We start from the raw sequence: 23816 nt of genomic DNA on the forward strand, positions 1-23816 counted from the left end.
GATTCAGTTCAATCCTGCGGTGCCGGCTCGTCCGGGCGCGCCGCTTCCGGGCTGACCCGCTCGATGGTGTGGCGCAGCTCGCGGCCGAGGATGAACTTGGCATCCTTGGCCCAGGCATCCAGGCGCTCGTCGAACAGCAGCTTGCTGTTCTCGTCCGGCCACACCAGGCGCAGCTCGCGCAGCTTCTGGATGAAGCCACGGAACAGGGCCTTGTCGAAGAACTCCGGCGCCGCCGGCGCATAGAGCAGGCTCAGGCGCTGCGCGGCCTGCTGGCACAGGCTTTCCAGTTCGGCGGCGCCAAGTACGCCGGGGCCGTTCTTCACCAGCACCGAAATGGCGATGTAGTAGCGCTCGAACGCCTGCTGCAGCGAGTGCCCGATGGCGCGCAGGCGGAACACCTCGTCGGTCTGCCCGGTGTTGCGCGCCAGAATGCCGCCGTCGTCGTCATTGACGTTCTGCAGCAACCCCTCACGCACGAACACGTTGATGGTCTGGTCGATGCGCTGGGCGAACTCGTCCTCGCTCCACGGCAGGAACAGCTCGGCCTGCAGGAACGGGTACACCGTACGGCCCAGCTGGACCAGGCCGGCGCGGCTCATGCGGCGGTTGTTCTGGAAGCAGCAGGCCACCCACGACGAGGCAGTGAACAGGTGCAGCACATTGTTGCGGAAGTAGCTCAGCAGCACCGCGGTATCGCCACTGACGCTGAGCACATCGCCCAGCGGGTGCTTGATGCGGGTGAGGACGTTGATTTCCTCGGCGTGGGCGATGATCCGCTCCGGCGAGTGCGGGGTCACCGTCACCCGGTCCGAATATGGCATCTCGACCAGCAGGGTCTTGCACAGCTCGATCTGCGCGATCAGGTCGGCCTCGCCCATCGCGTGCTTCGGCGTGGACAGCAGCGCCAGCGCCAGCAGGTTGATCGGGTTGACGTCGGCGGCGCCGTTGATGCGCACCTGGATGCGTTCGGCCAGCGTATCCACCGTGGTCGACAGCCAGGCCGGCTTCTCGTCCTCGGACACCGCCTCGCCCTTCCACTCCGGCGCCTTCTCGGCCAGCACGTCGTTCAGTGCGATCGGTTCGCCAAAGTTCACCACCACCTGGCCGTAGTTCTGCTTGAGCACCTTGGGGATGCCCCACAGCAGCGACCAGATCGATTCCTTTTCCTTCGGCCGGCCGGACAGTTCGTCCAGATAGCTGCCGCCTTCCATCAGTTTCTCGTAGCCGATGTAGACGGGCTGGAACAGCACCGGCTTGCGCGGCTGGCGCAGGAACGCACGCAGCGTCATCGAGATCATGCCGCCCTTGGGCTGCAGCAGGCGGCCGGTGCGCGACCGGCCACCCTCAACGAAATACTCCAGCGAATAGCCACCGGCCACCAGCTGCGCGACGTACTCGCTGAGCACCGCCGAGTACAGCGCGTTGCCGCGGATCGAGCGGCGGATGAAGAACGCACCGCCCTTGCGCAGCAGGGTACCCACCACCGGCAGGTTCAGGTTGATGCCGGCCACGATGTGCGGTGGCACGATGCCGCGGTCGTACAGCAGGTAGGACAGCAGCAGGTAGTCCATGTGGCTGCGGTGGCTGGGCACGTACACCACTTCGTGGCCCGGCGCGGCAGCCTTGAACTTGTCCAGGTGGTGCACCAGCACGCCCGCATAGATGCGGTTCCACACGTGGCTGAGCATGAAGCTGGCCGAGCGCACGACCGGGCTGGAATAGTCCGCGGCGATTTCCCAGGCGTAGGCGTGTGCCTTCTTCCAGGCATCGGCCGGCTTCGAATTGTCGCGCTTGGCCTGTGCGGCGATCGCCTCGCGCACCGGTTCGGCAGCCAATACCTGGTCCACCAGCAGGCGCCGCGTCGACAGGTCCGGGCCGATCACCGATTCACGGATGCGCCGGAAGTGCGTACGCAGCACGCGCTGCAGCTTGCGCACCGTGCGCTCCGGCTCCAGGCCTTCGTCCACGGTGCTGCGCAGCGAGATCGGCGGGGCGAAGCGCACGATGGTATTGCGCCCGTTCAGCAGCAGGCCCAGCAGGCGGCGGAAGCGACCGACCAGCGCCCAGTTTTCCGAGAACAGCACCGCGAACCAGCCGCTCTGCTTGTCCGGCGCGCGGCCGACGAAGATAGACACCGGCACCAGGTGCACATCCAGGTCGTCGCGCACGCGGTGCGCCTGCAGGACCTTGGCCAGCGAATCGGAGTGGGTCTTGGCGCCGCGCTGCTCGGGAATCAGCGAGTTGCTGGAGCTGCGCCGCGACAGCGCCAGGTAGGCGCGCTTGCGCCCGGTCGGGTCACCGGCCAGCGGCACCAGCGGCGAGGGCAGCCCGGCCTGGCGGCAGGCCTTGTCCAGGATCAGCGCGTTGGACAGGCCGTAGTCTTCCAGCACGTACACGACCGGACGGCCATCGTTGTACTGGCCTGGGTCCTCCGGCTCGATCTTCAGCGACAGCCACGGCTCGACCAGGCGGCCCAGCAGGCGAGCCCACAGCGGGCGGCGGCCGGCCGGACGCGCGTGCACGGGCGGCGGTACCGGGTTCGGGCCGGTGCCGGTCGAGGGGGACGCCGGCACCGTATCGGCGGGCGTCGACTGGGATTCTTCGCCGGGAAACGGCAGCGGGTTCTGTTTCGACATCGGCGCCATTATGGCTTAGGCGGCGGCGTTGCTGCTTCCCCACCCCCAGCAGGGGCTTCAGCCGGTGATGGCGAGGCCGCAGCGCGGGCCGCGTCGGCCTTGCGCAGCAGCGCATCGGTGTCGGCCAGGGTGCGGGTCAGGTACCAGTGGCCCTCGCGGCGGCTCAGCGGCAGCTGCAGGATCATTTCGCGGCCAGCCAGGTCGTAGTGCAGGCGTACCAGCGCATTGTCACCCTCCACCGAGAGCAGCTCACCGCGCACGCTGCGCAGCGCCTCGTCCACGCCCAGTCCGTAGCTGCCCAGCACCGCCTTGAGGGTGTGGATGAACGGCGCCAGCTGCTGCAGGCTGCCTTCCATGCCGGCGGCCTGCAGGCCGGCCTCATCATCGAACCCAACCTTGCCGGCCGCGCCAACCAGTGCGGCGATGGTGCTGCGCGCGCGGGCGCGGTCACTGATCGGTGCGCCCTGCGCCCAGCTGGCGAGGGTTTCCACCAGGGCGATGTAGTGCGCCTGTTGGCCGGGCGTATAGCCCTTCTGGTGGCGCAGATACTGCACGCCGAAGTTGCCCATCGACTGCGCGGCCTGGCGAACGGCGCCGGCCTGTCCGGCCAGCTGGCGATCGAAGCTGCGCTGCAGTTCGGCGCTGGCGTTGGGCTTGCGCAGCGCGGCCAGCATCGGCAGCAGCTGGTCACCCAGCGGCAGTTCGGTCAGCGGCCACTGGCTGTGGCCTTCGGTCCAGGCCTGTTGCAGGCGTTGGTACTGGCTGGGCGGTACCGACAGCTTCGCGTAGCCGACCAGATCGTCCTCGGCCAGGCGCAGGGCCATCGCCTGCACCGCCGCGACCGGTTCGGCTGCCGGCTTGGCTGGATCATCGGCTGATTCGCGGCACGCGGCCACCGCCAGCAGCAGCATGGCTGCCAGCCCCCATCCACGCGCAGACCTTCCTCGCACCGCCACGCTCATGCAATCGGACTCCCCGGACCGGTCCGCATCTTGCGGCCTGCGACGTGACAGCGGCAAGCCGGGACGTCACGGTTTCCGCTGTTGCCTGTGCAAGTCACTGACGGGAATAAAAAAAGAGCCGGGATCACGGGGATCACAGGCTCTTCAAACCGGCGCAGGGCCGGTGGACAGTGTTGTGGCACATGTCCGGTCCGAGGACCGGATGGCGGCGATCCTACGCTGCCGCTCAAGTTAAGGCAATACTTCACGTAGTGCGCCTTAAACTATTGATTTTATTGATTCACCTGATGATGGGGGTGGACGCAATGAAATCTACGGCAGGTTTTGCGGCGATTCGGGCACAACCGCTCGGTAGACAGATGCAAAAACGCCATCCCGCGCGGGCCGGGATGGCGTTCGGGCCTGCAGCCTTCGCAACGGAACCTCAGCGCGCACCCAGTGCCGACGCGATTTCCTGCTGGATGGCCCGGGCCGCGGCCTGCGGATCGGTGGCCAGGCGGATCGGACGGCCAACCACGATGGCATCGGCACCATCGGCAAACGCCTGGGCCACGCCAACGGTACGCTTCTGGTCATCGCCGACCGGGCCACCGGGGCGGATGCCCGGGCAGACGATCGAGAACCCGGCGCCGGTCGCGGCGCGAATCGGGCCGGCCTCCTGGCCCGAGGCGATCACGCCATCGATGCCGGCCGCCTGCGCGGCCAGCGCGCGTTCGACCACCACCTCCACCGGTTCACGGTCGATGCCCATCTGCGCCAGGTCCGGGCGGCCCATCGAGGTCAGCACGGTCACCGCCAGCAGGCGCATGTCGCTGCTGTTGGCGGCGGCGCAGGCTTCCATCATCGCCGGGTGCCAGCCGTGGATGGTGGCGTAGCTGACCGGCCACTGCGAAAGGCGCTTGATCACCGCCGCGGCGGTGGCCGGGATATCGAAGAACTTCAGGTCGACGAACACGCGCTTGTCGCGGCGGGCCAGCTCGTCCAGCACCTGGAAGTACTCGCCCGACGCCAGCAGTTCCATGCCGATCTTGTAGAACGCCACGCTGTCGCCGAGGCGGTCGACCCACTCCAGCGCCTGCGCGCGATCAGGCACGTCCAGCGCGAAGATCAGGCGCTCGTCGTCGCGCAGCGGCAGTGGCGCGCGGCTCATGGTGCGTAGTCCAGGGCAGCGCGCTTGGCGTCGTGGCGGGCCTGGCGCGACTGGCTGTAATCGTTGTTGAACTGCGCCGGCTCGAAGCCACCGTAGGTCGGGTTGGGCAGCATCCACCAGCGCTCGCCGAACCAGTCGTGGTACTGCTGCAGCAGTGCGTCACGGCCGTCGTTGGTGTTGGCGGTCACTTCCACGAAATCGCCCAGCTGGTCGCCGAACTGCATCAGCACGCGGTACTTCTGCCCGGCCAGGCGGCGGCGGCAGTTCTTCTCGCTGCCGGCCTGCTCGCAGCCCGGCACCACCGTGCCCAGGCCAAGGAACACGCTGTCGTCGGCCACCGGCAGGCCCTGCTCGCGCAGGTTGGCCAGGGTCGCGTCCTTCAGGTGCACGGCGCGGTTGGAGATGTACAGCAAGGTCACGCCCTTGGCGTTGGCGGCCTTGGCGAAATCGACCACGCCCGGGATGGCCTTGGCCTTCTTTTCGGCCACCCACTGGTCCCAGCTCAACTCATCGTATTCCTTGCCGTCGCGCACCAGGCGCGCCTGGTAGGGCGAGTTGTCCAGCACGGTCTCGTCCACGTCCAGCACCACGGCCGGCTTCAGGCCCTTGGCCTCGTTGCCGCGTTCTTCCGGCACCAGCGCATCCCAGTGGGCTTCCTTCAGCGCGGCGTCCAGGTGGTCGGCGGCGGCGCGGTAGGTCTGCTCGGTGATCGCCTTGTACTCCTGCGCACGCTGCATCCACAGCACTGCATTGAGGTTGTCATTGGCAGTGGCATCGAGCGCGCCGTCGGCTTTGGCAGCGGCGGCCGGGGCCTCCGGTGCGGCGGCTTCAGCGGCAGGCGCATCCACGCGCTTGCAGGCGGACAGGCCCAGCGCCGCGGTAGCGAGCAGGGTCAGGGACAGGGAAACGGGACGACGCATGGATTCACCGGCAATCAGATATACCGGCGCATTTTACCGGCAAAGGCGGCGCCGGGACGGCTATGCTTGGCGGTTGACCCGTTGCCCTTCCGGAGGCCGCCATGACCGATTCCGTCCAGACCCCCGACGTCCCCCTGCTCGACGCCGTGCAGGCCCGCCTGCTGGGCTGCCTGGTGGAAAAGGAGGCGACCACGCCGGACACCTATCCACTGACGGTCAATGCCGCCCAATCGGCTGCCAACCAGAAGACTGCCCGCGAGCCGGTGATGAACATCGACGCCGGCAGCGTGCAGCACGCGCTGCGCCAGCTGGAGGCGTTGGGCCTGGCCCGCCAGCACTTCTCCTCGCGCGCGGACCGCTACGAGCACCGCCTGCAGGCCGCGCTGGACCTGACCCGGCAGCAGACCGTGCTGCTGGCGCTGCTGCTGCTGCGTGGGCCGCAGACCCTGGGCGAACTGATCACGCGCAGCGAGCGCCTGCACCGCTTCGCCGACACCGACGAGGCCCGCCACGCCATCGATCGCCTGCAGCAGCGCGCGCTGCTGGTGGTGCTGCCGCGTGCCAGCGGCCAGCGCGAAGACCGCTACATGCACCTGCTGTGCGGTGAAGTGGACGGTGCGGCGCTGGCGGCCAGGTACGCCAGCAGCGGCGGTGGCATCAGCGATGCAGCCGACCCGGGCCTGGCCGAGCGCGTGGCCCAGCTTGAAGCGGCCGTGGCCGAGCTGCAGGCGCAGCTGGCCGAACTGCGCGGTTGAGGGGGTGGGTGCCGACCGTTGGTCGGCACTGCATCTGAATAGTGCCGACCAACGGTCGGCACCTACCATCAGCCGCTACTGTGCCGGCCAGCGGCCGGCACCTACCAACATCAAGGGTCAGACCTGCGCCGCACCGGGCGTTGCATACAACCGGCTCGGGCTGTCCACGCCCGGCAACTGGATCACCCCGCGCGTCTGCATACCCAGGCCCTGCAGGATCTTCCCGGACACCACGTTGTCCAGATCGGTGATGCCATACAGATCGTGCAGGCCCAGCGCTCCGCGTGCATGCGCGAACACCGCCCGCGCCGCCTCACCGGCATAGCCCTGCCCGGCGAATTGCGAAAGCACCGCATAGCCGATATCCGGCCCCGGCAGGCCATCCCGCCGCACCAGCCCGGCATTACCCACCCAGGCACCATCGGACAGCCGCTCGATGGCATACATGCCGAAGCCATTCAACGCATAACTGTGCAGCACCCGCAGCGCGATGTACTCCCGCGCCTGCGCCTCGCTGCGCACGTTGCGGTCGCCGATGAAGCGCACGAAGCCTGGATCATTGAGCAATGCCAGCATCGGCGCAGCATCCCGGTCTGGTTCCAGGCGGCGCAGCCGCAGGCGTTCGCTTTCGATGGGATGCATGGGTGGACTCCGGAAGGAATACCTCGATTTTGCAACGCCAGCGCCCGCCGTGCAGCACGCTCAGGCCAAGTGGGCCACTACGATGCCCAGCCTAGCCACATGCCCCGTCACGCTGGCCGAACAGGATCGGCCAGTAGCACACGCACAGGCGATGGACGCATGCGGCGATCAGGCAGAACCCCATGCCCATCAGCGCCAACAGCAGCGGTGCGCCCCAGCGCAATCCCGGGTGCTGGATACGAGCCTTGGAAGGCATGCCGCCGGGATATAACACCTGTACCTGTTCGCCGACCACGTACAGTGGTGCCCCGGTAGCAAAGGACGCAGTGAACTGAATCATCTGCCCCTGTGCGGTCTGGAACCTCACCACCGGGCGATGCAGGGTGATGTCACGTGCGGGCATCCCCTCCATTTCCGACCGGGCATCCTCTGCCTGGACGGCCACCACCGTTCCGGTTACGGAAACGGCCTTGCGCGCGAAACGCTGGACGTCCACGAACAGCCAGGCGGCGGCCAGAAGGATCAGCAGGCCCACGGCAAAGAAAACAGCAAAAAACATCTGAGGAGGGTGGGCATGGTGCTGGCCGGGTTGATCGATCAGCGTGCAGGTGCCGGCGCTGATCGAATGAAGGAAATATCGACATGGTAGTAGCGCGGATTGCCCGGCATGACATGGACATCCAGTTCACGTCCACTCACCTGTGCACGGGGATCGGCCCAGAGATACGCACTGTGGAAGACATGCCATCGAGTGGTTTCAGGATCGCGCCAGGCGCAGACGATGACGAACGGATGCCTTCCCCCCGAGAATACTCCGCGATCGCGCTTGATCGCCCGGACCTTGGCTTGCACCCGTGTCCCGTGGCGAAGGAGCTGCCTGCGCCGCCATGCCCTCGCCGCCTGCGGCAGGTGCAGAAGTCCCACCCCCAGCAAGAATGGGCCGCCGGTCACTCCCAGTATGACGCTCAGGCCCCAGGGTGATGAGAGCGAACGCACCAGGGCCTTGTCCGGGCGGTCCGGCAGGTACAGCACATCTACATGATCGCCCGTCATGTAGGCACGATGGCGGGTACGACCTGCGAAGAACCGCATCACTTGCCCGCTGCTGGTAGTGAAGTCCACCCAGTACAGGAACTTCACCCCTGAAGTGCGCGAACCACCGCGATCAACGCTGACGGCATCCACATGGGTGATCCTGCCATCGGCAATGACCGCCGCATCGAGGAAGCGCCTGGCCCCAACGTAGGCCAGAAGCGCTGAAACAAGCAGGACCAGGCCCAGCCCGAGGAAGGTACGGGTGAGAACAGCAGGGATATCGTTGGACACGATGAAAGACACGGCGCGCACTCCGGGTGCGCTCACACTAGGCCTTAACCCGATGCAGGCTCAAGGCCAGAAGCGTCAATCGGACGGATTGGAATACCACTTTAGTGGCTTTTCGATCCTCAATCGAACAGCGCCTCGATCGCGGCCAACCCCGCCGTCGCGCGCTCCTTCTTCCGCGCCGCATCGGCCACCGGGTCCGCGCCATCGCGCTGGATCTCCTCGGCCGGAATCTCCTCGAAGAACCGGCTCGGCTTCAGCCGCACATGCTCGCCGAACTTGCGCGTCAGCTTGCTGTAGCTCATCCACAGCTGGATCTTGGCGCGGGTGATGCCCACGTACAGCAGGCGCCGTTCTTCCTGCAGGTTGCCCTCGTCCAGGCTGACCTGGTGCGGCAGCACGCCGTCTTCGCAGCCGACGATGAACACGTACGGGAATTCCAGGCCCTTGGAAGCGTGCAGGGTCATCATGCGCACCTGGTTGCCGCCCTCGTCCTTGTCGCTGCGCGACAGCAGCGCCAGCTGGCCGGCCAGGTCGGCGGCGGTTGCACCGCGCGGGCCGCCCTCGAACCACTGCGCCAGTTCCTCGATGTTGTTGGCGCGGCGCTGGTAGCTGGCCTCTTCCTTGGCCTGCTGGCGCAGCTCGCTCAGCAACCCCGATTCCTTGGCCACCTTGCGGATCATGTCGCCGGACGTCACTTGGCGCATCTGTGCACGCAGGTCGCGCAGGATGTCGGTGAAGCGCGCCAGGCTGTTGGCCGCGCGCGGTGGGAGCTGCTGCAGGGCACCGATGGTTTCGGCCACATGCGCCATCGGCATGTCCTTTTCCTGGGCCAGCTCGGCCAGCTTGGCCAGCGTGCCGGCACCGACGTCGCGCTTGGGCGACTGCACCGCACGCATGAACGCGGTGTCGTCATCCGGGTTCACCAGCAGGCGCAGCCAGGCCAGCGTGTCCTTCACTTCCTGGCGTTCCAGGAACATGGTGCCGCCGGTCAGGTGATAGGGAATGCGCAGCAGCTGCATCGCCTTTTCCAGCGGGCGCGACTGGAAGTTGCCACGGAACAGGATGCAGAAGTCACTCCACGGCACGTTGCGCGATTGCGCCACGAAGGCGATCTCGGCGGCGACCTTCTCCGCTTCATGTTCGCTGTTGCGGCATTCCCAAACACGGATGCGTTCGCCGTCGGCCTGGTCGCTCCACAGCTTCTTCAGGTGCTCATGCGGATTGTTGGCGATCAGCGCGTTGGCGGCGCGCAGCACGCGGTTGGAGCAGCGGTAGTTCTGCTCCAGCTTGATGATTTCCAGCATGGGGTAATCGCGCCCCATCTGCTGCAGGTTTTCGGGATTGGCGCCACGCCAGGCGTAGATCGACTGGTCATCGTCGCCGACGCAGGTGAAGTTGCCCTTCTCACCGGCCAGCTGCTTGAGCAGGCGGTACTGCGCGTCGTTGGTGTCCTGGCATTCGTCCACCAGCAGGTAGCCGATGCGCTCGCGCCAGGCCAGGGCGATGTCCGGATTCTCTTCCAGGATCTGCACCGGCAGACGGATCAGGTCATCGAAGTCCACCGCATTGAACGCGGTCAGCCTCAGCTGGTATCGCTCGTAGACGCTGGCCGCTTCCTTCTCGCGGTTGCTGCGTGCGGCGGCCATCGCCTGTTCGGGCGACAGGCCGGCGTTCTTTGCGCGCGACACCAGGTTCTTCATGTCCTCGATGTCGTCGGGCTTGGCCCCGTGCATCAGGTCCTTGATCTGCGCAGCGGCATCGTCGGCGTCGAAGATCGAGAATCCACGCTTCAGGCCCACCGCCGCGTGCTCGATCTGCAGGAACTTCAGGCCCAGCGCATGGAAGGTGCAGATCGTCACCTCGTCGGCATCCTGCTCGCGCAGGCGCTTGGCCACACGCTCGCGCATTTCCTTGGCCGACTTGTTGGTGAAGGTGATCGCCGCGATGCGGCGTGCCGGGTAGCGGCCACAGCTGATCAGGTGGGCGATCTTTTCCACGATCACGCGCGTCTTGCCGCTGCCCGCGCCGGCGAGCACCAGCAGCGGACCTTCGATGTGCAGGACGGCGGCGGCTTGGGGGGGATTGAGACCGTGCATGGGATGGGGATTGTAGCGGGGCGGGGTGACGACCACAGCGGCCTGCCGGCGGGGTTGCTGAATGGCTTCGGCGAAGCGGGGCCGCGGCGTACAATCCGTCGATGGCCAAGCTCTACTTCTACTATTCGGCGATGAACGCCGGCAAGACCACCACCCTGCTGCAGAGCGCCCACAACTACCGCGAGCGCGGCATGCGGGTGGCGATCCTGACCCCGCGCCTGGACGATCGTGCCGGCGCCGGCGTGGTTGCCTCGCGGATCGGCCTGCGCGCCGAGGGCATGGCCTTCGACCGTGATACCGACCTGCAGCGCTGGGTAGAGCAGGACCTGGCGGCGAACGGTCCGATGGGCTGCGTGCTGGTGGACGAAGCCCAGTTCCTCACCCGCGCCCAGGTCTGGCAGCTCAGCGAGGTGGTCGACCAGCTGCGCATTCCGGTGCTGTGCTACGGGCTGCGCACCGACTTCCGCGGCGAACTGTTCGAGGGCAGCCAGTACCTGCTGGCCTGGGCCGACGAGATGCAGGAGATCAAGACCATCTGCCACAGCGGCAAGAAGGCAACGATGACGGTACGCGTGGATGAGCATGGCCACGCAGTACAGGACGGCCCGCAGGTGGAGATCGGCGGCAACGACCGCTACGTGTCGGTCAGCCGCGCCGAGTTCAAGAAGATCACCCGCGGTGAAGGGCGTATCGATCCGGCGCAGGCCCCGCTGCCGCTGTAAGGGGTGTTCTTTTGCAGGGCTTGCAGCCCTGCACCTGCTCAACGCAACGGCAACGGCCAAAGCCAAAGCGGCATTCCGCGGGATGGCGGGACGGTGTGGGTGGGCAGGACACGCCGTAAACCCGTCCCTGGGGGCTCGATGGCGCCATCCATTGCTCCAACGGTCCTGCCCACCCACACCGCCCCACCTCTGACAATTTCACGCGGCTGTTGGTGGGTGCCGACCGTTGGTCGGCACATCTGTCAGATATCGAAATTCATCTGGGGTCAGAGCCCGTTGCGCAGCAACGGGATCCGACCCCGTGCTCCGACAGATCGCGGCGATCTGTCGAAGGCGGGGTGGGTCCGGTTGAGGGGGCGTGAGCGCCATGGATGGCGCGACCGAGGCTACATGGACGTATTTACGCCGTCCCCCTCAACCGGACCCACCGCGCCTCCCCACAGGAAACCAGCTTCTGCCGTTGCTTCGGCTCTGGCCTCTGCAGGTGCAGGGCTGCAAGCCCTGCAAACCCAACCCCCTCTTAGTACAGCGTGCGCTCCGGCGCTCCGGCCGGCGGCGGGGTGTACTGGTACAGCCAGGTCTCCGTGAGGGTCTTGCCACCACTGCGCAGGAACAGGCGGATGTCGATCTGCTCGGTACTGCCTTCCGGCGGCACCAGGTCGAACATCGCGCGGTAGCCGTTGATCTCGCGCAGCGGCCGCGCCGACACGATCTCGACCCGGCCCCGGCTGGCTTCCACCACCGCCTCGACCTCGCCCTTGTCGATCAGCCTGGCCAGTTCGCCACCTTCGAAGTCCACCGCGAAGCGCCAGCTGAAGTACTCGCGCTTCTTGCCGACCACACCGCCCAGGCCGGTGCGGCTGGCCACGCAGTGCGCCATCGGCGGCCGTGCCGGCGGCTCGGCGCCCCAGTACAGGCGGTAACCGACCAGCAGCTCCTGGCCCGGCTGCGGCTTTTCCTTGGGATTCCAGAACGCCACGATGTTGTCGAAGGTCTCGTCCACGGTGGGGATCTCCACCAGCTGCACCGAGCCCTCGCCCCATTCGCCCTTCGGCTCCACCCACAGGCACGGCCGCTTCTCGTAGAACACGCCGTCATCCTGATAGTGGTCGAAGTTGCGGTCGCGCTGCAGCAGGCCGAAGCCGCGCGGGTTGCGGTCCACGAACATGTTGAAGCGCAGGTTGCGCGGGTTCAGCAGCGGGCGCCAGATCCATTCGCCGGCACCGGTCCACAGCGACAGGCCGTCGGTATCGTGGATCTCCGGGCGCCAGTCCCAGCCCATGCGGCGGTCGTTCTCGCCCACCTGGTACATGCTGGTGCACGGCGCGATGCCCAACCGCTCGATCGCCTTGCGCGGGTACAGCGCGCTGTCGATGTCCATCAGCAGCACGTCACCGTTGGTGATCGCGAAGCGATAGGCACCGGCCACGCTGGGCGAATCCAGCAGGCCGTAGACCACGATCGTGTCCGAATCAGCCGACGGCTGTTCCAGGTAGTAGGCGATGAAATCCGGGAATTCCTCCGGCTTGCCCATGCCGGTATCGATCGCCAGGCCACGCGCGGACTGGCCGTACTGACCCTCCTTGCCGACCGCGCGGAAGTAACTGGCGCCGAGGAAGGCGGCGAAATCGCGGTCGGTGTCCTTGCGGGTGTTCAAGCGGAAACCGGCGAACCCCAGGTCGGCCGGCAGCTCGCCGTCCTTGATGCCGCTCTTGCCGTAGTTGAATGCCGCGCCGTCATAGGCCAGCTCCTGCGCCTTGCCGTCGACCACGTCGAACATGCGCACCGGCGAATGGAAGTACAGGCCCAGATGGAAGAACTTGGCCTGGAACTTGCCTGGCTGGTCAGCCCACAGCGCATGGTCCTGGCGGTAACCGATCGACTGGTACTGGTCCCAGTCCAAGCCTTCCAGGCGGCCCGGCAGCACCCGCTTGTGGCTCTTGTAGGGCGCCTGTGCCAGCGCGCGCGCCTGGCCCTTGAGGGTAGCGAAGTCGAACGGCTGCGGCTGGCCGAGGCGGCGCAGGCCCATCTGGCCGCTCCTGCTGGCCGCGCACGCGGGCAGGGACGGCAGGCCGAATGCTGCCAGGGCGAGGGAGGCATTGCGGATGAAGTCGCGTCGTTGCATGCAGGCGCGTCAGGCACGAAGGGAAGGTCGGCCATGATAGGCAGACAAACGTTAACGGGCAGCGGAGACGTCTCCTGCCCGTTCAGCTGCCGCTGGCCGCCCGGCTCAGCGCTGGCAGTGGTTGCACCAGACGCTGGCGCGCTGGCCGATGGTGGCGTGCTTCAGCGCGCGGCCACAGTTCGGGCATGGCAGGCCGTCGCGGCCGTACACCAGCAGTTCCTGCTCGAAGTAGCCCGGTGCGCCGTCAGGGCTGATGAAATCGCGCAGCGTGGTGCCGCCCCGGGTGATCGCATAGCCGAGGATTTCCTTCACCGCCCCGGCCAGCCGCTGGTAGCGTTCGCGCGAGATCTTGCCCGCCTCGCGCAGCGGGCTGATGCCGGCCTTGAACAGGCTCTCGGCGGCATAGATGTTGCCGACGCCCACCACCACCGCCTGGTCCATCAGGAAGGTCTTCACCGGCGCACTGCGGCCCCGGCTGCGGGCGAACAGGTAGTCGCCGTCAAACACGTCGTCCAGCGGTTCCGGGCCCAGCCCCTGCAGCAGCGGGTGGACTTCGCCGGCCGGCTGCCAGAGCAGGCTGCCGAAGCGGCGCGGGTCGTTGAAGCGCAGCAGGCGGCCGTTGTCCAGGCTGATGTCGACGTGGTCGTGGGCGCGCAGCGGGGTATCGCCAGGCAGCACGCGCAGGCTGCCGGACATGCCCAGGTGCAGCACCGCGCTGCCGACGGCGGTGTCCAGCAGCAGGTACTTGGCGCGGCGACGGATCTCCTCGATGCGCTGGCCCGGCAGCAGCTCGGCCACTTCCGGCGGAATCGGCCAGCGCAGGTCGGCGCGGCGCAGGATCACGCCATGCACGCGACGACCCTGCAGGTGCGGCGCCAGGCCGCGGCGGGTGGTTTCTACTTCGGGCAGTTCGGGCATGGGGTGATTCTACGCCCGCTCAACGCGGCGGCGCGGACAGCTCACGGGCGTCGAGGAAGCCATCACCGTTGGCATCCTGCTTGTGGAAGCGCTGCACGATCACCTGCCGCTGCTGCTCGCGGCTGATCGCCCTGCCCTTGCCACCGGGCAGCTCCTCGGCCGTCAGCACACCATCACCGTTGCGGTCCATGCGGTCGAAGGCATACAGCATCCACTGCACGTACTCGGATTCACTCACCCGGCCGTCGCCATCGCTGTCCATCCGCTGCAGATAGCTGGCGGTATCGGTGACCTGGGCCAGCGCCGCACCCGGCAGCAGCGCCGCCAGCAGTAGTCGGTACCTTGCCCTCACGCGCCCACCAGGCTGTAGCCCTTCAATCGCGCGGCGTAGGCCTGCAGCGCGGCAATGCCACTTTCCTCGGCCTCGTGGCACCAGGCCTGCAGCTGATGCAGGCGCTCGGCCGCATCGTGGCCGCGCGCTTCCAGCAGCGCGGCCAGGCGCCCCCGGTACTCGACCAGGGTGCGGATGCGCGGGCGCTGTGCCACCCATGCGCTGAGCTGGGCACGACTGTCCGGCTTCAACCAGCGACCGTCGTTGACCAGGCCACGGCGCAGCCGGCGCGGCAGCAGGCGGCGCAGCTTGGCCCCGGCCTGTGCCGCTTCCTCGCGCAGGGCCGGCATGAACACGTTGCGCTGGTAGTCGGTCATCGCCTGGAAGCGGTGCGACAGCAGCGCCTTAAGGGTCTCGGCATCGGGCACGGCGATGTTCGGGCGTACGTCCATGGCCGGTGCCACCCGCAGCACCTTGGCCAGGCGCAGCGCCTCCAGCAGGCGGATCGCACTCCAGCCGATGTCGAATTCCCAGCGCCGCATCGCAAAGCGCGCCGAGCTGGGGAAGGCATGGTGGTTGTTGTGCAGCTCCTCGCCACCGATCCAGAACCCCCACGGCGTCAGGTTCGTGGAGGTATCGGCGGACTCGTAGTTGCGGTAGCCCCACCAGTGGCCCAGGCCATTGACCACGCCGGCTGCCCAGAACGGGATCCACGCCATCTGGATCGCCCACAGGGCCACGCCGGGCAGGCCGAACAGCACGCTGTTGATTGCCAGCAGCAGCACCGGGCCCAGCGTGGCGTGCGGGGTGTACAGGTGGCGCTCGATCGCATCGTCCGGGGTGCCGCGCCCGTACTGCTCAATGTCCGCGCGCATACCACGCGCTTCCCGATACAGCTCCACGCCGTGCCAGAACACCCTGCCGATGCCGCGGGTGACCGGGCTGTGCGGATCGTCCTCGGTCTCGACCTTGGCGTGGTGCTTGCGGTGGATGGCCACCCATTCCCGGGTGATCATCGAGGTGGTCAACCACAGCCAGAAGCGGAACAGGTGGGCCAGCGCCGGGTGGAAGTCGACCCCGCGATGGGCCTGGCTGCGATGCAGGTACAGGGTCACCGAGAAGATGGTGATCTGGGTGAAGACCAGCAGCACGGCCAGCATGGCCCACCACCCCAGGCCGAGAACACCACCGGTCAACAGGGACATCAGGGCATCAGGCATGGCAGCTCTCCGGATCCACGCGGGGATGGCAGACATGATGGGCGCTTGCGTTGCAAACTGCATCCCTGCGGCGGTGCTTGGCATCGCCATCCGTGGCACCGTTCACAGTTGGGGACCTGAGTTGTCGAGCCTTGATCCACGCGCCAGCCGCATTTCCGCCGCCCCGCCCGTCGCGGAGCTGCCCCCCTTGATCGAACTGGACCGCGCCACCGTGGTGCGTGGCCAGGTGAAGGTGCTTCATGGGCTCAGCCTGCGCATCGCGCAGGGCCAGCACACCGCCCTGCTCGGCCCCAACGGCTGTGGCAAATCGACCTTCATCAAGCTGATCACCCGCGAGCTGTACCCGCTGGCGCAGGTCGACGGCTCCGTCGCGGTGAGGGTGCTGGGCCAGAACCGCTGGCAGGTGGACCGGCTGCGCTCGCAGCTGGGCATCGTCACCGGCGACCTCAGCAGCAACCTGGCCGACATGCCGGGGCTGACCGTGGAACAGGCGGTGCTGTCCGGCTTCTTCGCCAGCTACGTGGTGCCCGGCTTCCGCGAGGTGACCGCCGACATGCGCGCACGTGTCGGCGAGACACTGGCGATGACCGGCGCGCTGTCCCTGCGTGAACGTGCCTACGCCGAGCTGTCGGCCGGCGAAACCCGCCGCGTGCTGATCGCGCGCGCGCTGGTCAACCGGCCGCAGGCGCTGCTGCTGGACGAACCCTCCACCGGGCTGGACCTGGTCGCCCGCGAGCAGCTGGTGGCGACCATGCGCGTGCTGGCCCAGCAGGGCATCACCCTGGTGCTGGTGACCCACCACATCGAAGAGATCATTCCCGAGATCGAACGCGTGGTGCTGCTGCGTGACGGCCGCGTACTGGCTGACGGTACCCGCGCCGAGCTGCTGCGCAACGAACCGCTGTCGGCGGTGTTCGGTGGCGCGATCACGGTATGCGAGCAGGAAGGCCGGCTGACCGCGTACGCGGGATAATCGACATGCCACTGTAGAGCCGAGCCTATGCTCGGCTGCTTCTGGCCGCGGGGAACGGCAGCCGAGCATAGGCTCGGCTCTACAGAAAACGGTACAGCGGGCCGGAACCCCGCCCGCTGCACCCTTGCTCAGAACTTCAACGCCAGCGCGCGCGACTCGATCGGTGCCATCCGGCTCTGGTCCTGCAGCTGCAGGTCGCGCAGTTCGTAGGGTGCGCCGAAGCCAGCCGGCAACGCGGCCTGGTCGAATGGCAGCACCAGCTGGCCACGCCCCGGTCCATCGAACCACGCGGCCGCATGCGCCTGCGCCACCGGCTTCAGCTGGCCATCGCGGCCGGTGGCATACAACGTGCCACGCGCCTCGTAGCGACCGGCGGCGGCCACCTGCAGCGGCAGCGCGACCTGGCGGCTGGCCGGGTCGGGTGCCGCCTGGCCACTGAAGCGAGCAGTGGGCCGTGCCACCGCGAAAGCCACCTTGCCGTCGCGCAGCACGCCATCGGCCTGGGCGAACACCTGCAGTTCCCACAGCCCCTGCACGCTGCCGACATCAGCCGGAATCCGCACCTGTGCACGCAGGGCACCATCGGTGGTGCGCAGCAGGCGCTGCGGCCAGCTGCGGCCATCCGGTGCGACCAGCAGGGCTTCACCGCCCAGGCCGCCACGGCGCGAGGCCAGCTGCGCGGTGGTGGCGCCGTCTTCCAGCAGGCGTGCCTGCAGCTGCACGTTGCCACCGGCCAGCACCTGCGCCTGGTTGGCCTGCACTTCCAGCCGCAGCGGGCTGTTCGGCTCAAGCACCTGCACCACATAGCGGCCCTGCGCCTGCGTGCTCTGCAGCGTGTACGCACCGGCCGAACTGGTCGCGCCGGTGCGCAGCATGCTGCTGCCATCACTCACCGGCATGCCGGCATCCTGCAGCGCGCGCGCATCGACACTGCGGGCCACGCTGCTGCGGCCAGCCGGGTCGCGCATCTGCAGGGTGTTGGCAGGCAGCGCGCGGGCACCTGCGGCCGGGCTCAGCTGGATCACCGCATCGGGCGCCGTCAGCGGCAGGTCCAGGCCGCGTTGCAGCTGCGAGCCATCGACCTGCTGCCAGTAGCTGCGGCTGACCGAGGCATACGGCGTGGCCGCCTGCAGCGGTTGTGCCGGGTCCAACGCCCAGGCGAAGGACAGCGGTGCACGTTCGCTGTCATCGGCCGGCAATGGCGCGGCAACCAGCGCCGCAGGCACCTGGTCGCCCACGCGGGCCGCCTGCAGAGGCTGCGCGGCCTGCGCGGCGGAAAGGGACAGGACTGCCAGCACCGCACTGGCCAGCAGGGTGGAATGAATCGTCATGGTCGTCTCCCTCACTGGGTCAGGTCGTTGCGCAGCAGGGTGCCGAGGCCGAAGCACTCGCGGCGGCTCTGGTTGTGGCTGAGCGGCTCTGCCCCCTGGGTGCGCTGCGTGTCGGTGAACCAGGTGGTGCCGGCGGCCTTCTGGCTGCTGCACTCCAGGAAGCCATCGGAGCAGGAGGACAGCCAGTTCTGGGTGAACTCCAGGCCGACATTGGCGGCGTAGCCACCGCAGTAGCTGTTGCTGTCCCATACCGCCGATTCCACGTCGCTGCCGACCACCGCACGGAACGGCTTGGGCAGGGCGGGACGGCCTGCGGTGCCGTACAGGTTCTGCGCGTTGTAGGTAGCCATGCTCGCCACCTGCTGCTGGCGCACCGCGTCGTTCTTGTAGCCCAGCAGCCAGCCCAGCGAGGTTTCGAAGGTATTGCCGTTGAGCACCGCATCGGCCAGCGGCGTGCCGGCCGAGGACGGTGCCAGCGCGTTGACCTTGCGCACCGTGCGGATGATCTTCGGATAGCGGCTGTCGTAGGTCGGGTTGGACAGGATCCAGCGCACCACGTTGCCGCCGTTGGAGTGGGTGATCACCACCAGCTGGGTGATACCACGGCTGTCGATGAAACGGGTCAGCTGGTTGGCCAGGCAGCCGGCCGCTTCCGGTTTCCACATGTACTGGGTGAAATCGCAGTTGATGACCACGTAATTGCTGCTGTTGGGCAGGCCCTGGCGCACGGTGTCGATGATGGTCGGCTGCCAGTAGTCCTGGGTGGCGTTGGTCTGCGCGCCGGTGCCATGCACGAAGGCCACGCCGACCACGTCGGCGGCCTGCGCCGGCGCTGTTGCAAGCCCCAGGAGCAGGGCCAGGACGGTACTTCCTGTTGCGGTGCTGCGCATCGCGTCTCTCCCTCTGTCTTCGGATCCCCCCGACCCGGCTGGAACTGGACGGCCTCTGGTGCCTGCCGATGTGCCGATGCTCACGGCGCGGGCGCGTGAAAGTCCGTGCGCTGCGCCCGGATTCAGGAGACTGGCGTCACTTGATGACGTTTTTCATCTTGTTTCGATGACCATGCCGGTTCTGGCCGTATGACCGATGGCCACTGCGGTGCCGCACTGGGACTGCGATCATGACGCGATGTTCTTTCTCCGGAGCCCGTCCATGTCGCTGATCTCCCACCCTGCCCGCCCGCTGCTCGGCCTTGCCGTGGCCGCTGCCCTGGCCGGTTGTGCCGCCACCGCCGCCAAGCCGACCGCCGTCGAAGCCAACATCACCACCAAGGCGGTGGGTTATCTGGACAAGAGCGCGGTTCCGGCCAGCCTCGACCTGGTACCGGCACCACCGGTGGCCGGTTCGGCCGCGTTCGCCCTGGACGAGCAGGTCAGCCGTGAGGCCCGCGCGCTGCGTGGCAGCCCGCGCTTCGCCCAGGCCGGCGTCGATGCGGAACTCGGTTTCCCCGAAGGCGCCAACCACTTCTCCTGCGCCGCCGACATCGACGTCGATGCGGTGAAGACCCCGGCGCTGTATCGCCTGCTGGAGCGCAGCCGGATCGACGCCAGTGCGGCGACCAAGGCGGCCAAGAACCACTACCAGCGCCCGCGTCCGTTCATGGTCAACGGTGAACCGACCTGCTCGCCGAAGGACGAAGACGGCCTGCGCAAGAACGGCTCGTACCCGTCCGGCCACACCTCGATCGGCTGGGCCTGGGCACTGATCCTGTCGGAGATCGCGCCGGACCGCGCCGATGCCATCCAGGCCCGCGGCCGCAACTACGGCGAGAGCCGCCTGGTGTGCAACGTGCATTGGCAGAGCGACATCCTCGAAGGCCGCTTCATGGGCGCGGCCGCCGTGGCCCGCCTGCACGACAACGCGGCCTTCAACAAGGACCTGCTGGCCGCACGCAAGGAGATCGAAGCGGCGCGCAAGGCCGGCCTGCACTCCAGCCGCGACTGCGCCACCGAGAATGCGGTGCTGAAGGTGCGCCCGCAGAGCGCGCTGTAGGCCACGCCTCTGTAGAGCCGAGCCATGCTCGGCTCAGAGCAGCCGAGCGCAGGCTCGGCTCTACACGAAGCAGGAAACAGAAGGGCCGGCAGTGCGCCGGCCCTTCTGCATTGCATCAACGCAACCACCGCATCAGAACTTCGCGGTGAACTCCACGCCCCAGGTACGCGGCTCGTTGAGGAAGCCGGTCAGGTTGTTGAAGTCGATCGCGCCGACCACGCGGGTCTGGTTGGTCAGGTTGCGACCGAACACCGCCACGTCGTACTGGCCGTAATCCCAGTTGTAGCCCAGGCGCAGGCCGCCTTCCAGCGAACTGCGGCCGCGGAATTCCGGCGACTCGTAGATGAAGAAGTTCACCGCGCTGCGGTAGGCCCAGTCGGTGTAGGCGTACAGCTCGCTGCCATCGCTGAGCGGGAAGCCCACGCGCAGGGTCGCGTTGTGGATCCATTTCGGCGCCTGCGGCAGCGGGTTGCCGTTCACCAGCGCATAGGTGCCGCCGTTGATGACCGTGGTCGGGTCGTTGATGGTGCAGCCACCGCCGCAGATCGCCACCGCAAGGTTCTTGTCCTTGATCTCGGTGTCGTTGTAGCTGCTGCCGAAGGTCAGCAGGACGTTGTCGGCCAGGTAGGCTTCCAGGTCCAGTTCCACGCCCTGGCCGATGGTCTTGTCGGCGTTGAGCAGGGTGGCGGTGTTGTTGGCACCGCCCACGGCGATCAGCTGCTGGCCGTCAACGTTGTAGCGGAACACGCTCAGGCCCAGGCGCGCGCGGCGCTCGAACAGGTCGGCCTTGATGCCGGCCTCGTACGAGATGACCTTCTCCGAATCGGCCTGCGACAGGCCCGGCGCAAAGGCCAGGCGGCCCTGGATCGACGGCGCGCGGAAGCCCTTGGCGACGCGGGCGTAGGCGTTGATGTCGTCGGTCAGCTTGTACACGCCGCTGACGTCCCAGCTGACGTCGTTGACGTCGGTGTTGGCCAGGTACGGGCCGCTGACCGGGGTGCCGAACGGAACGGCCTGCAGCACGCTGGCGCTGAAGTCCTTCTTGTCCTGGGTATAGCGCACGCCGGCACGCAGCTTGAAGCGGTCGGTGACATCGAAGTCGCCCGAAGCGAACACCGCCCACGCCTTGTTGCGCTGGTTCTGCACCACGTGGCCGGTCTGCGGATTGCCCGGGGTCAGCGAGTCGTAGTTGAAGTTGTTGATGGTCACGTCTTCATCGAAGTAGAAGACGCCGACCTGCCAGTCGAAGCGGCCCCATTCGTTGGACTCGATGCGCACTTCCTGCGTCCACTGGCGGTGGTGCGGCAGGCCGTCGGCCGACTCCGACGAGAACGGAATCAGGCCCGGACCGTAGTTGCCGGCACCGAGGAAGGCCGCACCGTAGCCACCGTCGATGTCGCCACGGTTGAGCGACTCGGCGGTTTCATAACCGGTGATCGAATGCAGGGTCACCGAACCGAGGTTCCACTGCAGGCGCGCGCTGCCGCCCCAGGTCTCCAGGTCGGAGAAGTTGACGCCGTCGTTGGCCACCTTGTCGCGGTCGAAGTTCTCGACCAGCGAATTGCCACCCTTCTGGATGATGTTGGCGCGGAACAGGCGGGCGGTACCGTTGAGCTTGCGCTTGTGCAGGTTGAACAGCGCTTCGAAGTCGTCGCCTTCGTACAGGAACTGCACGCGGCCGGCGGCTTCGTCATAGCCTTCGAAGCCACTGTTGGGCGCACCGGCGCGGGTGTTGTCGACCCAGTCGTCGCGGCGCTGGTAGATGGCCGAGACGCGTGCCGACCAGCGGTCGGTCAGCGGGCCGCCGTAGGCGCCCTGCACGTTCCAGCTGTTGTAGCTGCCGTAGCCCACGCGCACGTAACCGTCGGCATCCTGCGAGGGACGCGCCGAATCGAACTTGACCACGCCGGCCGGGGTGTTGCGGCCGAACAGCGTGCCCTGCGGGCCACGCAGCACTTCCACGTTGGCCAGGTCGAACAGCGGGAATCCCTTCAGCAGCGGGCTTTCCTGCACCACGTCGTCATACACCAGCGACACCGGCTGCGAGGCATTGAGGTCGAAATCGGTGTTGCCCAGGCCGCGGATGTAGAAGCGCGGGAAGGCACGGCCGTAGGACGACTCGATGTTGAGGCTGGGCACGCGTGCGGCCAGGAAGCGGATGTCATCGCCGGCCGAGCCGAGCACATCCAGCTTCTCGCCCTGGATCGCGCTCAGTGCGACCGGTACGTCCTTGGCGTTCTCGACGCGCCGCTGCGCGGTCACCTGCAGGGCATCGAGGGCAACCGGATCCTTGGCAGCGGGGGTTTCCTGGGCGGCCGCAACCAGCGGCAGCAGGGCGGAAAGAGCGGCAACGAGGGGGCGCGCGACCGGAAGGCGGCCACGGGAAGTACGGGTCGGGGACATGGCGGTAGGCTGTGTTTGGAGGGGTGGTAAAACGGCGCTACCAGATAATTGTTGCAATACAGCACCTGCCCCGCAAATGCCCGCCGTTCATGGGCCTGTCGCCCCGGCCCGGGCGCCCTCGCTAGACTCGGGGGTTTCCAGCCCTGCGGAGCCGCCGCGATGACCCAGTGGTATTTCCATGCCTCCGCCCAGGCCGAGCGTATCGGCCCGCTTGATGACCAGGCTGCGCGCCGTTATGCGCAGGCCAACCCGCGCGCGCTGGCCTGGTGCCAGGGCATGAGCGGATGGACCTCGATTGCCGAGGTGCCGGAGCTGCAATCTGCGGCCCCGGGCATGCCGAACAGCCCGCCGCCGGTCCCCTCCGCCAGCGGCCGCGCCGACGACATCGAATTCCGCATCGTCGGCCATGAAATGCAGTTCGTGGAGATCGAGCTCGACCCCGGCGAGAGCGCCATTGCCGAGGCCGGCGCATTGATGTTCAAGGACGCCACCGTGCAGATGGACACGGTGTTCGGCGCCGCCAACGGCGACCAGGGCGGCGGCTTCATGGGCAAGGTGATGGCCGCCGGCAAGCGCGTGCTGACCGGCGAGAGCCTGTTCGCCACCGTCTACACCCAGAGCGGCCACGGCAAGGGCAAGGTCGCCTTCGCCGCGCCCTACCCGGGCACGGTGCTGGCAATGAAGCTGGACCAGCACGGCGGCCGCCTGGTCTGCCAGAAGGACAGCTTCCTGGCCGGCGCGCGCGGCGTGCAGATCGGCGTGCAGTTCCAGCGCAGGATCATGACCGGCCTGTTCGGCGGCGAAGGCTTCATCATGCAGAAGCTGGAGGGCGACGGCTGGGTGTTCATCCACGCCGGCGGCTGCGTGGTCGAGCGCGAGCTGGCTGCCGGTGAGCGGCTGGACGTGGATACCGGCTGCGTGGTGGCCTACCACCCCACCGTGGACATGGACGTGCGCCGTGTTGCAGGCATCAAGAGCATGCTGTTCGGCGGCGAAGGCGTGTTCCTGGCCACGCTGACCGGTCCAGGCAAGGTCTGGCTGCAGTCGCTGCCGTTCTCGCGCCTGGCCGGCCGCATGTGGATGGCCGCGCCGCAGGGCGGCGGCCAGAACCGCGGCGAAGGCTCGGTGCTGGGCGGCCTGGGCCGGATGCTGGACGGCGACAACCGGTTCTGACCGCCTCGCGGTAGTGCCGGCCGCTGGCCGGCTGTTTCACGAGGGTGCCGGCCAGCGGCCGGCACTACCCGAAGCATCCGATGAATGGGCGGGCCGACCTACCCTGCCCGCCCTGCGGCACCTTCGGTATGCTGGCGCCCT

General features: G+C 67.6%; 20 protein-coding genes. 5 read left to right on the forward strand and 15 right to left on the reverse strand.

Annotated elements, in window-relative coordinates:
* Positions 1–8: 8 nt before the first annotated feature.
* The 4 genes from plsB to AC5P7R_RS07180 form a co-directional block, all read right to left on the reverse strand.
* Positions 9–2645 (reverse strand): glycerol-3-phosphate 1-O-acyltransferase PlsB, encoded by a 2637-nt coding sequence (gene plsB / locus AC5P7R_RS07165; protein ID WP_019662245.1) that lies wholly within the window; start codon positions 2643–2645, stop codon positions 9–11.
* Positions 2645–3598, reverse strand: coding sequence for a hypothetical protein (locus AC5P7R_RS07170; RefSeq protein ID WP_019662244.1), 954 nt, complete (start codon positions 3596–3598; stop codon positions 2645–2647). The genes plsB and AC5P7R_RS07170 overlap by 1 nt, the downstream gene beginning before the upstream one ends.
* A gap of 424 nt (positions 3599–4022) precedes the next feature.
* On the reverse strand, positions 4023–4748 hold the full coding sequence (pyrF, locus tag AC5P7R_RS07175; protein WP_021202271.1) for an orotidine-5'-phosphate decarboxylase: 726 nt from the start codon (positions 4746–4748) through the stop codon (positions 4023–4025).
* Positions 4745–5668, reverse strand: coding sequence for a 5'-nucleotidase, lipoprotein e(P4) family (locus AC5P7R_RS07180; RefSeq protein ID WP_134732410.1), 924 nt, complete (start codon positions 5666–5668; stop codon positions 4745–4747). Before AC5P7R_RS07180 ends, pyrF begins: the two co-directional genes overlap by 4 nt.
* A gap of 101 nt (positions 5669–5769) precedes the next feature.
* Here AC5P7R_RS07180 and AC5P7R_RS07185 point away from each other — a divergent pair, with 101 nt between their 5' ends.
* Positions 5770–6423 carry a YceH family protein gene (locus tag AC5P7R_RS07185; RefSeq protein ID WP_021202273.1) on the forward strand — a complete coding sequence of 218 codons (654 nt, stop codon included), beginning with the start codon at positions 5770–5772 and terminating at the stop codon, positions 6421–6423.
* A gap of 117 nt (positions 6424–6540) precedes the next feature.
* Here AC5P7R_RS07185 and AC5P7R_RS07190 read toward each other — a convergent pair whose 3' ends face one another.
* The 4 genes from AC5P7R_RS07190 to AC5P7R_RS07205 form a co-directional block, all read right to left on the reverse strand.
* Complete coding sequence (locus tag AC5P7R_RS07190) at positions 6541–7065, reverse strand: GNAT family N-acetyltransferase (RefSeq protein WP_227854070.1); 525 nt, start codon at positions 7063–7065, stop codon at positions 6541–6543.
* A 91-nt stretch (positions 7066–7156) separates the two neighbouring features.
* Positions 7157–7624, reverse strand: coding sequence for a DUF3592 domain-containing protein (locus AC5P7R_RS07195; RefSeq protein ID WP_134732414.1), 468 nt, complete (start codon positions 7622–7624; stop codon positions 7157–7159).
* 38 nt (positions 7625–7662) lie between these two features.
* Complete coding sequence (locus AC5P7R_RS07200) at positions 7663–8403, reverse strand: DUF3592 domain-containing protein (protein WP_177179515.1); 741 nt, start codon at positions 8401–8403, stop codon at positions 7663–7665.
* 107 nt (positions 8404–8510) lie between these two features.
* Positions 8511–10487, reverse strand: coding sequence for a UvrD-helicase domain-containing protein (locus tag AC5P7R_RS07205; protein WP_111202213.1), 1977 nt, complete (start codon positions 10485–10487; stop codon positions 8511–8513).
* A gap of 101 nt (positions 10488–10588) precedes the next feature.
* On the opposite strand from AC5P7R_RS07205, the gene AC5P7R_RS07210 reads away from it, so the two are divergent.
* Positions 10589–11209 carry a thymidine kinase gene (locus tag AC5P7R_RS07210; RefSeq protein ID WP_021204637.1) on the forward strand — a complete coding sequence of 207 codons (621 nt, stop codon included), beginning with the start codon at positions 10589–10591 and terminating at the stop codon, positions 11207–11209.
* Positions 11210–11729: 520 nt separating this feature from the next.
* Here the strand turns inward: AC5P7R_RS07210 and AC5P7R_RS07215 are convergent.
* The 4 genes from AC5P7R_RS07215 to AC5P7R_RS07230 form a co-directional block, all read right to left on the reverse strand.
* Positions 11730–13334 (reverse strand): OpgD/OpgG family glucan biosynthesis protein, encoded by a 1605-nt coding sequence (locus tag AC5P7R_RS07215; RefSeq protein ID WP_019658845.1) that lies wholly within the window; start codon positions 13332–13334, stop codon positions 11730–11732.
* A 105-nt stretch (positions 13335–13439) separates the two neighbouring features.
* Complete coding sequence (gene mutM / locus AC5P7R_RS07220) at positions 13440–14252, reverse strand: bifunctional DNA-formamidopyrimidine glycosylase/DNA-(apurinic or apyrimidinic site) lyase (protein WP_021204636.1); 813 nt, start codon at positions 14250–14252, stop codon at positions 13440–13442.
* Between the two features lie 19 nt (positions 14253–14271).
* Complete coding sequence (locus tag AC5P7R_RS07225) at positions 14272–14604, reverse strand: EF-hand domain-containing protein (RefSeq protein ID WP_021204635.1); 333 nt, start codon at positions 14602–14604, stop codon at positions 14272–14274.
* The gene (locus AC5P7R_RS07230; RefSeq protein ID WP_021204634.1) at positions 14601–15803 is read right to left on the reverse strand and encodes a DesA family fatty acid desaturase; all 1203 of its coding nucleotides are present in this window, start codon (positions 15801–15803) and stop codon (positions 14601–14603) included. Before AC5P7R_RS07230 ends, AC5P7R_RS07225 begins: the two co-directional genes overlap by 4 nt.
* A gap of 187 nt (positions 15804–15990) precedes the next feature.
* On the opposite strand from AC5P7R_RS07230, the gene AC5P7R_RS07235 reads away from it, so the two are divergent.
* Positions 15991–16776, forward strand: coding sequence for an ABC transporter ATP-binding protein (locus tag AC5P7R_RS07235; RefSeq protein ID WP_020723483.1), 786 nt, complete (start codon positions 15991–15993; stop codon positions 16774–16776).
* 128 nt (positions 16777–16904) lie between these two features.
* Here the strand turns inward: AC5P7R_RS07235 and AC5P7R_RS07240 are convergent, their stop codons facing one another.
* Positions 16905–18107: a DUF4785 domain-containing protein gene (locus tag AC5P7R_RS07240; RefSeq protein ID WP_019658840.1), complete on the reverse strand. Its 1203-nt coding sequence runs from the start codon at positions 18105–18107 to the stop codon at positions 16905–16907.
* 11 nt (positions 18108–18118) lie between these two features.
* Positions 18119–18997, reverse strand: coding sequence for a lipase family protein (locus AC5P7R_RS07245; RefSeq protein ID WP_021204633.1), 879 nt, complete (start codon positions 18995–18997; stop codon positions 18119–18121).
* 262 nt (positions 18998–19259) lie between these two features.
* Between AC5P7R_RS07245 and AC5P7R_RS07250 the strand changes: the two genes are divergently transcribed.
* Complete coding sequence (locus AC5P7R_RS07250; RefSeq protein WP_021204632.1) at positions 19260–20099, forward strand: acid phosphatase; 840 nt, start codon at positions 19260–19262, stop codon at positions 20097–20099.
* Positions 20100–20231: 132 nt separating this feature from the next.
* Here AC5P7R_RS07250 and AC5P7R_RS07255 read toward each other — a convergent pair whose 3' ends face one another.
* On the reverse strand, positions 20232–22502 hold the full coding sequence (locus AC5P7R_RS07255) for a TonB-dependent receptor (protein ID WP_478436129.1): 2271 nt from the start codon (positions 22500–22502) through the stop codon (positions 20232–20234).
* Positions 22503–22661: 159 nt separating this feature from the next.
* Here AC5P7R_RS07255 and AC5P7R_RS07260 point away from each other — a divergent pair, with 159 nt between their 5' ends.
* The gene (locus AC5P7R_RS07260) at positions 22662–23675 is read left to right on the forward strand and encodes a TIGR00266 family protein (RefSeq protein WP_021204630.1); all 1014 of its coding nucleotides are present in this window, start codon (positions 22662–22664) and stop codon (positions 23673–23675) included.
* Positions 23676–23816: the final 141 nt, after the last annotated feature.

The organism is Stenotrophomonas sp. YJH_SMC_27 (assembly GCF_059369815.1).